Source organism: Pseudomonas sp. ARP3, assembly GCF_001029595.1.
Taxonomy (GTDB): Bacteria; Pseudomonadota; Gammaproteobacteria; order Pseudomonadales; family Pseudomonadaceae; genus Aquipseudomonas; species Aquipseudomonas rhodesiae.
Window position 1 is genome coordinate 158,266 of sequence record NZ_LEKF01000002.1, and the last position, 12,733, is coordinate 170,998.

Here is a 12,733-nt window from a genome sequence, read left to right on the forward strand (position 1 = left end):
ACTGAAAAACTCTTGTTCTACTTATCGGCAAAACTGCGCCAGACTATAGCCCGTTAAGGCGAAAAGCCAGTTCGGCCCGCTCTGGGCGTGTTGACCGCAAGTGATGATCGCGCCCCTACCATGGCCAAACAAAAAATCGACCCAACTGCAAAACCTGCTTCCCTCCCCGACTGGATCAAGCGTCTGGACGAGGTGCGCCTGCCCGTTCCACAGACCAGCCACGACCGTGTGTGCAAAGCCATCCGCGACAACCGCAGTTCGTTGCGAGATATTGCCGAGCTGATGCAAAACAGCCCGGCGCTGGTGCTCAGCGTGATGCGCGAGGCCAACAGCCATACCCATGGCAGCCTAGCCGAACCGGCGGAAAACCTCGAAGTGGCACTCAACCGCCTGGGCCTCAAGCGCGCCGAGGAACTGCTGGCACGTTTGCCGTCGGTACCCGCCCAAGACATTCCCGTGGCGTTGCGCCAGCTATTGTTGGTCAGTCAGCACGCCTCGCAGCAAGCCAACGGTCTGTTCGGCAGCCGATTGGCGCGACTGTGGCAAGACATTCATTGGGGCAGCCTGCTGTTTTTGTCGCCGCTGTGGCCGATGGCGGTGGCTTATCCCAAGCTGTTGGAAGAATGGGAGCTGCGGGTTATCCACAAGGGTGAGTCGGCGCGCGTGGTTGAACAGCAGTTATTCGGCGTACGCCTGCTGGACTTGTGCATCGGCCTGACCGAAGCCTGGCACCTGCCAATGTGGGTATCCCAGGGTTATACCCTGCTGCTGAATGAGCAACGCATGTTGGTCAAGGCGCTGCGTATCGCCCGTGACGAAGACCCACTGCACCAACAGCAATTGCTGGACGCCGCCCCCCATCTGCGCCGCTGGCTGAACCAGCCGGCCAACACCGTACTGCTGGCCAATGGCCTAGCGATGTCCGCCCAAGAATCCTGGACCTGCCCGCACACGCAGCGCTGGCAATTCCTCACCGCTCTGTACCTGCAACAACCCTTGGCCGAAGTACAACAGCAAGTCCATCAACAGGCAGTGACCAGCGCCCGCACCACGCTGATGCCCGATCTCTGGCACCCGGCGCTGTCGTTGATCTGGCCGTGGCATGTGCAGAAGATCCACCGTGGTTTACTGCCCGCCCCGCCGCCCACCGCCGAGGCGCTGGCCGTGTGGCGCAGCCGCTGCACCGAACTGCTGATGGAGCCGAGCCGCTTTGCCAACGCCATGCACCTGACCACCTGCGCCAAAGAGGCGCTGGTCGCCAGCGGCATGCAACGGGTGATGCTGTTGATGACCGACCGCGCCCAAAGCACCCTGCGCGTGCATCAGGTTGACGGCCTACCCAAGGATGCCGCCAACCTGAGCCTGGATGTGGTCCACAGCACAATGCTCCAGCGTCTGCTGGAGAAATCCGCCCAGGTGCGCTTCACACCGGACAACCACGCGCAGTTCTCCGCGCTGCTGCCGCCGATCCTGCGCCGCCTGTTCAATGGCGAACACTTGCTGCTGCGCTCCCTGAGCTGCAACGGCAAAGTCGTGATGCTGATGGTGGCCGACCAGGGCGGCGGTCCGTTCTCGGAAACCACCGTACAGGCGTTCGGCAAAACCGCTCAATGCATCGAAAAGGCCTTGCACTGCTTTACCAACCGCGGCGCCTGATGCTTGCGCTACAATCGCCATCCTTTATCGCCAACTTTTATGCCCAGGAGACCTCACATGCCTGACTTCTCTGGCTTGCCGCTGGTGATCGAATCCGCCGACCTGCAAAGTCGCCTGGGTGCCGAACACCTGATCGTGGTGGACCTCACCAGCGCCGCCCGCTACGCCGAAGGGCATATCCCCGGCGCGCACTTCGTTGACCCCAAACGCACCCAACTGGGCCAACCGCCGGCTCCGGGCCTGCTGCCGAGCAAGGCGGACCTGGAAAAGCTGTTTGGCGAACTCGGCCACACGCCGGATGCGACCTACGTGGTCTACGACGACGAAGGCGGCGGCTGGGCCGGGCGTTTTATCTGGTTGCTCGACGTGATCGGCCATCAGAAATACCACTATCTCGACGGCGGCCTGCTGGCATGGTTGGCAGACGGCCAGCCCGTCTCCACCGACGCCCCCCCGTCGGCCGGCGGCCCGGTCAGCGTCACGTTGCACGATGGCCCCACCGCCACCCGCGAATACCTGCAAAGCCGTCTTGGCGCTGCCGACCTGGGCATCTGGGACGCGCGCGGCCCGCTGGAGTATTCCGGCGAGAAGGTGCTCGCGGCCAAGGGCGGGCATATCCCCGGTGCGGTCAACTTCGAATGGACTGAAGGCATGGATAAGGCGCGCAACCTGCGCATCCGCCGCGACATGCCACAGATTCTTGAAAAACTGGGCCTGACGCCCGACAAAGAAATCATCACCCATTGCCAGACTCACCATCGCTCTGGCTTCACCTACCTGGTGGCCAAGGCGCTCGGTTATCCGCGAGTCAAAGGTTATGCCGGTTCCTGGGGCGAATGGGGCAATCACCCCGACACGCCCGTTGAAAAGACTTAAGGTTTAAGGACAGTTATGAAAAAGCAGTTGTTTATCCTCAGCCAGTACTTGCTGCCGCACCATTTGCTGTCGCGTCTGGCCGGTTGCGTGGCCGAGTGCCGCGTGCGCTGGTTCAAAAATGCCTTCACCACATGGTTCGCCAAGCGCTATCAAGTGGATATGTCCCAGGCACTGGTGGAGGACGTGACCGCTTATGAGCACTTCAATGCGTTTTTCACCCGCGCCTTGAAAGACGGCGCGCGCCCACTCGACCCCACTCCCGGCGCCGTGCTGAGCCCCGCCGACGGCGCAGTCAGCCAACTGGGCCCGATCGAGCATGGCCGTGTGTTCCAGGCCAAAGGCCATAGCTTCAGCGTATTGGAATTGCTGGGCGGCGATGCTGCCATGGCGACGCCTTTCATGGGCGGCGATTTCGCCACTATTTACCTGTCGCCGAAGGACTATCACCGCGTGCACATGCCGCTGGCCGGCACGCTGCGCGAGATGGTCTATGTGCCGGGGCGGATTTTCTCGGTCAACCAGACCACCGCCGAAAACGTGCCGGAGCTGTTTGCGCGTAACGAGCGAGTGGTCTGCCTGTTCGACACCGAACGCGGCCCGATGGCTGTGGTGCTGGTGGGCGCAATGATCGTGGCGTCGATTGAAACCGTGTGGGCCGGCCTGGTTACGCCCCCCAAGCGCGAGCTGAAAACCTTCCGCTATGACGAAGCCGCCCGCGCGCCGATCCACCTGGAAAAAGGTGCGGAGCTGGGACGTTTCAAGTTGGGTTCCACCGCGATCGTGCTGTTCGGGCCGGATCAAGTGCAGTGGTCAGAAGCGCTGCTGGCCGGTTCGCCGGTGCAGATGGGTCAAGGGATCGGCCTGCCGAAAGCCTGATCCAATATTTGCAGAGATCCAACGTGAGAGGGGGCTCGCCCCCGATAGCTGAGTATCAGTCAACATCAAAGTGACTGATCTACCGCTATCGGGGGCAAGCCCCCTCCTACATTTCTGACCGTCAGAGCTGACCGTCGCGGTCGCGAAAGCCCAGCAGATACAGCACACCGTCCAACCCCAGGGTCGAAATGGCCTGCTTGGCCGACTGTTTGACCAGCGGCTTGGCCCGGAACGCCACGCCCAACCCGGCAATCGCCAGCATCGGCAAATCGTTGGCACCGTCGCCTACCGCGATGGTCTGCTCCAGACGCAACCCTTCCTTGTGCGCCAGCTCCTTGAGCAGGTCGGCCTTGCGTTGCGCGTCGACAATCGGCTCGACCGCCACGCCGGTCACTTTGCCGTCGACCACTTCCAACTCGTTGGCGAATACGTAATCGATGCCCAGTTTGGCCTGTAATTGCTTGGCGAAGTAGGTAAAGCCGCCGGACAAGATCGCGGTTTTGTAACCCAGGCGCTTGAGTTCGGCGAACAGGGTTTCGGCGCCTTCGGTCAGGCGCAGGGAAGCGCCAATGGAATCCAGCACGCTCACATCCAGGCCTTTGAGCAGTGCCAAGCGCTCCTTGAAGCTGGCGCGGAAGTCCAGCTCGCCGGCCATGGCACGCTCAGTGATGGCGCTGACTTGATCGCCCACACCGGCAGCCTTGGCCAGTTCGTCGATGACTTCGGCTTCGATCAAAGTGGAGTCCATATCGAACACCGCCAGGCGGCGGTTGCGGCGGAACAGCGAATCCTCCTGGAAGGCGATATCGACATTCAACTCCTGAGCGACGCTGAGGAATTCCGCGCGCAGGGCCTGCGGGTCTGCCGGCTCGCCACGCACGGAAAACTCGATGCAGCCTTTGCCCTGGTCGGCCGGCGTGTCCAATGGCATGCGCCCCGACAGACGGTCGATATGGTCGATATTCAAGCCGTATTGGGCGGTGATGGAGCTGACGCGCTGCAGTTGTTCAGCGGTGACCTTGCGGGTCAACAACGTGACGATATGGCGTTTCTTGCCCTGGCCGGCCACCCAATGCTGGTAGTCCGCTTCGGATACCGGAGTGAAACGTACCTGTTGATCCAGCTTGTACGCGGTAAACAGGATGTCCTTGAGCACGGACGATGACTGCTCGTTGCTGGGAATTTCCACCAGGATGCCGAACGACAGGGTGTCGTGGATCACGGCCTGGCCGATGTCGAGAATGTTCACACCACCCTGGGCCAGCACACCGGTAATGGCAGCGGTAAGACCCGGGCGGTCTTCCCCAGTGATGTTAATCAGGACAATTTCGCGCAAGGCGCACCCCCAGGCTGGAAAAAAACCGCATTCTACCCACTTTCAGTGACCATCGGGCACAGCCAGCGCTTTGCCGGTCATGGGCCTGTCGCTATACTGCGCGTCAACTTCACGGACCAAGAGCCGAGCTCAAGTGAACCGGCCCACGCCAGTAAAAACCGACAACTTCTTCCTGCTGATCTTCCGGGCACTGCGCCACCGCCGTGTACCGATCGCATTACGCATCGCCAGCCATAACGTGATCCTGGTCGCCCTGGCCCTGGTGATCTACGCCTGCGTAATGGGTTTGCAGTTCAAACAGGCCATGCACGAGCAAGCCGACGCCCTGGGCGAAAGCTTGACCACCCAGACCGCCACCTCGGCGACCGAGCTGCTGGTGTCCAACGACATCCTCAGTCTCAACGTGCTGCTCAATAACCTCACCAAGAATCCGCTGGTGGCCCACGCCGCCATCTACAGCGTCGACAACCGGATCATGGCCGAAGCCGGCCAGCGCCCGAAGAACGGCTTGTTGGGTGAGGCCGAAGGCCTGTATCAAAGCAATATCACCTTTCAAGATGTGAAAGCCGGCCAGTTGCGCATCAGCCTGGATATGCAGCAATTCCAACAGCCGATGACCATCAGCCTGCAAAGCATGGGCATCCTGAGCGCGATTCTGCTGGCCCTGGCCCTGGCCTTGAGCCTGCGCCTGGGTCGTCATATCTCGACACCGCTGATGCAACTGCGCATCTGGCTGCGGGATATCGACGAACACACCCCGGCCACCGACCGCCAGGATGAAATCGGCGACCTTGCCCGCCAACTCCACGCCAGCTTCGCCCCGGAGCCGGTGGTTCGCGAAGTTGAACCGGAACCCGAATTCGACGACACCGATTACGACGACGAACCCGAATTCGAAGTACGCGACCTGCGCGATCCGGGCTTCGACGAAAAGCCGCCGGTGGCAGGTCTCAAGCCGGCGACACGCAGGGCACTTATCGCCGAAGAGGATGAGTTGGACGACGAAGACCCGTTCGCTGATCTGCGCGATACCGCGGCCAGCAGCCCGGCAGTTGCACCCAAAGCCGTACCAGTAAAGAACGCCGAGCCCCAGCACAGCGCGGTACTGGCCGTACAACTCGGCGCCCAGGACCAACTGCGTCGCTTGCCCCGCGCACGCCTGACGGAATTGCTGGAGCGCTACCGCGACTGCCTCGACCAGGCCGCCTCGCTATACCAGAGCGAACTGCACACCCTCAACGATGGCAGCACCTTGATGCTGTTCCACAGCGAAGACAGCGGTGAAGACTACCTGACCAACGCCATCTGCTGCGGCGAGCTGCTGCGCGCCTTGGGCCATGCCCTGCAGATCGAAGTGGCGGACAGTGGCATCACCCTGCAACTGCAACTGGGCCTGACAGTGGGCGACGATCTGTTCGGCATGAGCCAGATCGACCTGCTGCTCACCGAAATCGCCCAGGACGCGCTGGCCTTGTCCCAACACAGCCGTAACCTGCTGCTGGTGGAGCGCAAGATCAGCGAAGACCCGCTGATTCGCCAGCGCGCCCGTATCCGCCCGATTGCCAGCCCCGAAGGCGCAAGCTGTGTGGAACGTTTGATGGAACCGTATCCGTCGATGCTGGAGCGTCAGTTAGCGCGGATGCATGAGACCCGCACAAAGCCTTAAAGCAAACCGCAAGTTCAATGTGGGAGGGGGCTTGCCCCCGATGGCGATGTGTCAGTGACAGCTGGTCTGACTGACCCACTGCTATCGGAGGCAAGCCCCCTCCCACATTTGGATCCCTAAATACTTCAAGTAAATCGCACACAAACAAAAGGCCCGCTGAATCAGCGGGCCTTTTGTTTGTGTGGCATTCAGATCAAAACCTGAACACTTCCATATCGGTACGAATCGGCGTGGCCATCGGCATCTTGGGCTTTTCCGGAGCAACCGGCTTGGCCTGGGCCGGCGCTTGTTTGCGCGGGGCCTCGGCGGCAATCGGGGGCTGGTTGGCCAATGGCTTGAGCGCCACAGACAGTTGCTGCGCCAAGTGCTGCAAGAGCACGCCCTGGGCCTGGACCTGGGACGCGGTGCTGCCGGTGTGCTGTTCCTGCAAGTGCACGATACGGTTGTCACGCACCTGACCACGGCGATCGATCAAGCGCCACTGCGCATCGAGAATTGCCGGTTGCGAAGTGCCCGAGTCCAACCGAGTGATGGTCAGCAGCACCTGCACGTCCGGCGTAAAGCCGGCAGGCGCGGGGGCGAGGACCACACGTTGGCTGTCCAACTGACCGGCCACCTGGCGCAGCATCAGCTGGTTGATGTCGGACGATAAACTGCCCGCCCAACGGCCATCGGTGGAACCTTGCAGGCTGCCGTCGTTCTGACGTTGCAGCAGGGTCTCGCGTTGCAGATAGTCGGCGACGATTACCGGCCCCAGCAATACTGCCATGCCGGCGGTTTGAGCTGGCTGAGCCGGACTTCCGCTGTCCAGCTGGTACAGCGACACCGGTTGATGTGTGCTGCAACCCGCCAGCCCCAAAAGGCCAGCGAGCATAAAAATAAAAGGAAGGCGTGGAGCAGTCATCATCCCATCCAGGTGGCTGCCACAAGGCGAACCACAATGTAATACTAAAAAATAACCTGTACACGCTCGGCCACGCCGGCGCTGAAGAGGCCATATCATCCGTGAATATGCGCCATGACTCCAGCGCCAAAGCGTCGATCTACGGGTTAAATCGTAGATCGAGGGCTCTAAAACGCCTTAAACGGGCGTTTCAACCAACAAAGCATCCACCCGCTGGAAGCCACGAGGCAATTTATTACCCCGGCGGCCACGCTCGCCCTTATAGTGCTCAAGGTCGTCAGGGCGCAGCGACAAAGTGCGCTTACCCGCCTGGAGCACCAGAGTGGCGCCCTCCGGAATCACGGCGATGTCGGTCACGTACTCTTCGCGACTGGCCACCCGCTCCCCGGGGATTCCAATAATCTTGTTGCCTTTACCTTTGCCCAATTGCGGCAGGTCGCTGATCTTGAACACCAGCAGACGCCCTTCGGTAGTGACCGACGCCAGCCAGTTGTTCTCACGGTCCTGCACCGGCCGCGGCAGGATCACTTTGGCGTTGTTGGGCAGACTCAACAGCGCCTTGCCCGCCTTGTTCTTGGCTTGCAGGTCTTCCCCCTTGACCACGAAGCCATATCCCGCATCGGACGCAATCACGTACAGCGCGTCATCGTCCGGTAGCAGCACACACTCGAAATTTGCCCCCGGTGGCGGTGTCAGACGCCCGGTCAGCGGCTCGCCCTGCCCCCGTGCCGACGGCAAAGTATGGGCCGGCACCGAGTAACTGCGCCCGGTGGAGTCGATAAACACCGCAAACTGGTTGGAACGCCCAGCGGCTGCAGTCTTGAACCCGTCACCGGCCTTGTACGACAGGCCAGTGGCGTCAATATCATGCCCTTTGGCGGAGCGAACCCAACCCTTTTCCGACAGAACGACGGTAATTTTCTCGTTGGGCAGTAGCTCGGTTTCTGTCAGAGCTTTCGCTTCGGCGCGCTCGACGATAGGCGAGCGGCGGTCATCGCCGTAAGTTTCGGCGTCTTTGATCAGTTCGCTACGCACCAGCTTTTTCAGCTTGGCTTCGCTACCCAGCAGGGCTTGCAGTTTGGCTTGTTCCTTGAGCAAGGCATCCTGTTCATCACGCAACTTCATCTCTTCCAGACGCGCCAACTGACGCAGGCGGGTGTCGAGGATGTAGTCCGCCTGAATCTCGCTCAGCTCGAAACGGGCGATCAGCTCGGCCTTCGGATGCTCGGCGGTGCGGATGATATGAATCACTTCATCCAGGTTGAGGTAAGCGATCAACAAACCGTCCAACAGATGCAGACGGCGCTCGACCTTGTCCAGACGGAACTGCAGGCGGCGCCGAACGGTTTGTATCCGGAACTCCAGCCACTCCACCAGCAGGTTGCGCAGGTTCTTCAACTGCGGCTTGCCGTCCAGACCAATGATGTTGACGTTGACCCGGTAGCTGGACTCCAGATCGGTGCTGGCAAACAAGTGTTGCATCAGCACTTCATGATCGACCCGGCTATTGGTCGGGATAATCACGATGCGGCACGGGTTTTCATGGTCGGACTCGTCACGCAAGTCGGCGACCTGCGGCAGTTTCGACGGTTTGGCCTGCATCAGCGCGGCGATCTGCTCCAGCACCTTGGCACCGGACACCTGGTGCGGCAGCGCGGTGACGATAATGTCGCCGTCCTCAATGTGGTACACGGCGCGCATACGCACCGAGCCCTTGCCGGTTTCGTACATCTTCAGCAAATCGGCGCGCGGCGTGATGATTTCCGCTTCGGTCGGGTAGTCCGGACCCTGGATATGCTCGCAGAGCTGCTCCACGGTGGCCTTCGGCTCATCCAGTAGACGCACGCAGGCGGTGGCTACTTCGCGCAGGTTGTGCGGAGGCACGTCAGTGGCCATGCCCACCGCGATACCGGTGGTGCCATTGAGCAGGATATTCGGCAAACGTGCCGGCAACACCAGGGGTTCGTCGAGGGTGCCGTCGAAGTTCGGCCCCCAATCCGCCGTGCCCTGGCCCAGCTCGCTGAGCAGCACCTCGGAGTAACGCGACAGACGGGCTTCGGTGTAACGCATGGCGGCAAAGGACTTGGGATCGTCCGGCGCACCCCAGTTACCCTGGCCGTCTACCAGTGTGTAGCGATAGCTGAACGGCTGCGCCATCAGCACCATGGCTTCGTAGCAAGCCGAGTCGCCGTGGGGGTGGAATTTACCGAGCACGTCACCGACGGTACGCGCCGACTTCTTGTGCTTGGAGTCGGCATCCAGGCCCAACTCACTCATGGCGTAGATGATGCGCCGTTGCACAGGCTTCAGGCCGTCGCCGATATGCGGCAAGGCACGGTCCATGATCACGTACATGGAGTAGTTGAGGTAGGCATTTTCGGTGAAGTCAGCCAGCGACCGGCGTTCTACGCCATCTAAGCTGTCTGCGAGGATGTCACTCATGCGGGCCTCATCAATAGTGGGTAAGGCGCAGCGGAACTGCCGCTGCGCTGATTCGATTCAAAAAGGGGCCGATTCATGGCTGGGCGCTCCAGCCGCCGGCCGGGGCGGCGAAACGATAGACCATGGGGCGTTTTTCACCATCGGCCCGGGGGCCAAAATTGTTGTCGATACCCAGCCAGGCCCCGCTTTCGTCAATGACCAGCGCCTCGGCCAGGCCATAGGGTTGGGCGTAGCGGCGTTCGGGGGTCAGGGTTTCGTCGGCGAACGACCAGCACAGCTCGACCTTGGCCGTGACCGCATCGCGCCGGCAAATCTGGAACGCATTACGCTCCAGGGTAAACAATTTGCCGTTGTACAGCGCCAGGTCGGCAAAATCCTTGGACACCGCCTTGGCATCGGTGAACTTGGCCGGCTGCACTTCCTGGCCGGCCTCGCTCAGCAGTACGCACGGGCCATCGCAATCCCAGAGGCTTTGCGCACGCTTGATGGAGATCAGCCCGCGCCGCTCGCGCTCGGCCGCCAGCCAGAGCTGGTTGCCTTCCGGGTTGATCACCAATCCTTCAAACAACGCATTGAAGTGCAGCAACATGCCGCTGGCGCGGGCCTCTCGCACCATGCCGGGGGCGATTTTCAGCCATTCCGGCGCGCCGCTCACCGGCACCTTCAGCACCGCGGCATGGGCTTCGCTGACAATGTACTGATTACCCATGCCATCACAGCTGATGCCTTCAAAATCCAGGTCACCGCCGCGAATGAACGAAGCAGCCTTGGTACGCGAGCGCAGCCCCCAGGGCAAGCCGGAGTCCGGCACCGGCGGCACCTCGATCTTTACCGCTTCGGCCTGCCAGGTGGGCGCACTGGTATCCAGGCGATAGATCTGATCGTCATCACGATCGGACACCGTCCACAGTTCGTTACCGCACTGCGCCAGCCCCGACAGGTTGCCGCCGCGCATGCCGTCCACCGGGTGTTCGGACACGAGTTTGAGTTCCACCACGGGCGCGGCGGCGACGGTGGTCGCTGCCAGCCCGCTCAACATCAGGATCGCCAGGGCGAAGCCTGTGCGCATCAGCCCAGAACCTCGGCCAGGTTGCCCTTGGATTCCAGCCAGGATTTGCGGTCCCCGGCGCGCTTCTTCGCCAGCAGCATGTCCATCATTTCACTGGTGGCGGCGAAATCGTCCAGGGTCAACTGCACCAGGCGCCGGGTGTTCGGGTCCATGGTGGTTTCACGCAGTTGCGGCGGGTTCATCTCGCCCAGGCCCTTGAATCGGGTGACCTGGGGCTTGCCGCGTTTCTTTTCGGCTACCAGACGATCGAGGATGCCATCGCGCTCGGCTTCGTCCAGGGCGTAGAAGATCTCCTTACCCAGGTCGATCCGGTACAACGGCGGCATGGCGACGTAGACGTGGCCGGCATCCACCAGCGGACGGAAGTGCTGCACGAACAGCGCGCAGAGCAAGGTGGCGATGTGCAGGCCGTCGGAGTCGGCGTCGGCGAGAATGCAGATCTTGCCATAGCGCAACTGGCTCATGTCGGCCGCGCCGGGGTCGACACCGATCGCCACGGCAATGTTGTGCACTTCTTGGCTGGCCAGGACTTCGCTGCCATCGACTTCCCAGGTGTTAAGGATCTTGCCGCGCAACGGCAGGATCGCCTGGTATTCCTTGTCCCGCGCTTGTTTGGCGGAGCCGCCGGCGGAATCACCTTCGACCAGGAACAGTTCCGAGCGCATCGGATCCTGCCCGGCGCAATCGGCCAGTTTGCCCGGCAGCGCTGGGCCTTGGGTGATGCGCTTGCGCTCGACTTTCTTGCTGGCCTTGAGGCGACGCCCGGCGTTGTTGATCGCCAGCTCGGCCAGGGCCAGGCCCAGTTCCGGATGCTCGTTGAGCCACAGGCTGAAGGCATCCTTGACTACCCCGGAGACAAACGCCGCCGCTTCACGGGACGACAGGCGTTCCTTGGTTTGCCCGGAGAACTGCGGCTCCTGCATCTTCATCGAGAGCACGAACGCGATGCGCTCCCACACGTCTTCCGGCGCCAGCTTCACGCCGCGCGGCAGCAGGCTGCGGTATTCGCAGAATTCGCGCATGGCATCCAGCAAGCCCTGACGCAGACCGTTGACGTGAGTACCGCCCTGGGCGGTCGGGATCAGGTTGACGTAACTTTCCTGCACGCTGTCGCCGCCTTCGGGCAACCACAGCAGAGCCCAGTCGACGGCTTCCTTGTTACCCGCCAGGCTGCCGCAGAACGGCTCGTTGGGCAGGCGTTCGAAGTCGCTGACCGAGTCTTCCAAATAGGAACGCAGGCCGTCTTCGTAATGCCACTCGACCTTCTCGCCGGTGCCTTTGTCTTCAAAGGTGACCAGCAGCCCCGGGCACAACACGGCCTTGGCCTTGAGCACGTGCTTGAGGCGGCTGATGGAGAATTTCGGCGAATCGAAGTATTTCGGGTCCGGCGCGAAGTACACGCTGGTGCCGGTGTTGCGCTTGCCGACGGTGCCGATCACTTCCAGGTCGGTGGCTTTGTAGCCATCGGCGAAGGTCATCTGGTACTCGTTGCCATCGCGCTTGACCTTGACCCGCACCAGGGTGGACAAGGCGTTGACCACGGAAATCCCCACGCCGTGCAAGCCGCCGGAAAACTGATAGTTCTTGTTGGAGAACTTGCCGCCGGCGTGCAGCTTGGTAAGGATCAGCTCGACGCCCGGCACGCCTTCTTCTGGGTGGATGTCCACGGGCATGCCGCGACCATCGTCGGACACTTCCAGGGAATGGTCTGCATGAAGAATGACGTGCACCGACTTGGCGTGCCCGGCCAAGGCTTCGTCGACGCTGTTGTCGATGACTTCCTGGGCAAGGTGGTTCGGCCGACTGGTGTCGGTGTACATGCCGGGGCGTTTGCGCACCGGGTCGAGGCCCGAGAGGACTTCGATGGCGTCGGCGTTATAAGAGCTAGCGCTGGGAGTGGCCATGGGG

At 61.6% G+C, this 12,733-nt stretch carries 9 protein-coding genes; 4 read left to right on the plus strand and 5 right to left on the minus strand.

Annotated elements, in window-relative coordinates; translation table 11 throughout:
• The first annotated feature begins 120 nt into the window (after positions 1-120).
• From ABX75_RS02590 to asd, 3 genes are read left to right on the plus strand one after another with little or no spacing between them, the layout of a single operon-like run.
• Positions 121-1,656 (plus strand): HDOD domain-containing protein, encoded by a 1,536-nt coding sequence (locus ABX75_RS02590; RefSeq protein WP_047881411.1) that lies wholly within the window; start codon positions 121-123, stop codon positions 1,654-1,656.
• Between the two features lie 57 nt (positions 1,657-1,713).
• Positions 1,714-2,532 (plus strand): rhodanese-like domain-containing protein, encoded by an 819-nt coding sequence (locus ABX75_RS02595; RefSeq protein WP_047881412.1) that lies wholly within the window; start codon positions 1,714-1,716, stop codon positions 2,530-2,532.
• A gap of 15 nt (positions 2,533-2,547) precedes the next feature.
• The gene (gene asd / locus ABX75_RS02600) at positions 2,548-3,408 is read left to right on the plus strand and encodes an archaetidylserine decarboxylase (protein WP_034111509.1); all 861 of its coding nucleotides are present in this window, start codon (positions 2,548-2,550) and stop codon (positions 3,406-3,408) included.
• 121 nt (positions 3,409-3,529) lie between these two features.
• On the opposite strand, the gene serB is transcribed toward asd, so the two are convergent.
• Entirely contained in the window at positions 3,530-4,744 is a 1,215-nt protein-coding gene (serB, locus tag ABX75_RS02605) for a phosphoserine phosphatase SerB (RefSeq protein WP_034095589.1), read from the minus strand.
• 133 nt (positions 4,745-4,877) lie between these two features.
• Between serB and ABX75_RS02610 the strand changes: the two genes are divergently transcribed.
• The gene (locus ABX75_RS02610; RefSeq protein WP_047881413.1) at positions 4,878-6,410 is read left to right on the plus strand and encodes an AhpA/YtjB family protein; all 1,533 of its coding nucleotides are present in this window, start codon (positions 4,878-4,880) and stop codon (positions 6,408-6,410) included.
• A gap of 193 nt (positions 6,411-6,603) precedes the next feature.
• On the opposite strand, the gene ABX75_RS02615 is transcribed toward ABX75_RS02610, so the two are convergent.
• From ABX75_RS02615 to parE, 4 genes are all read right to left on the minus strand, one after another.
• Positions 6,604-7,314: a membrane integrity-associated transporter subunit PqiC gene (locus tag ABX75_RS02615; RefSeq protein ID WP_080758669.1), complete on the minus strand. Its 711-nt coding sequence runs from the start codon at positions 7,312-7,314 to the stop codon at positions 6,604-6,606.
• Between the two features lie 177 nt (positions 7,315-7,491).
• The gene (parC, locus tag ABX75_RS02620; protein WP_047881414.1) at positions 7,492-9,756 is read right to left on the minus strand and encodes a DNA topoisomerase IV subunit A; all 2,265 of its coding nucleotides are present in this window, start codon (positions 9,754-9,756) and stop codon (positions 7,492-7,494) included.
• A gap of 73 nt (positions 9,757-9,829) precedes the next feature.
• Positions 9,830-10,825 carry an esterase-like activity of phytase family protein gene (locus tag ABX75_RS02625; protein ID WP_034111504.1) on the minus strand — a complete coding sequence of 332 codons (996 nt, stop codon included), beginning with the start codon at positions 10,823-10,825 and terminating at the stop codon, positions 9,830-9,832.
• Positions 10,825-12,729 (minus strand): DNA topoisomerase IV subunit B, encoded by a 1,905-nt coding sequence (gene parE, locus ABX75_RS02630; protein WP_034095584.1) that lies wholly within the window; start codon positions 12,727-12,729, stop codon positions 10,825-10,827. Before parE ends, ABX75_RS02625 begins: the two co-directional genes overlap by 1 nt.
• Between the last annotated feature and the right edge of the window lie 4 nt (positions 12,730-12,733).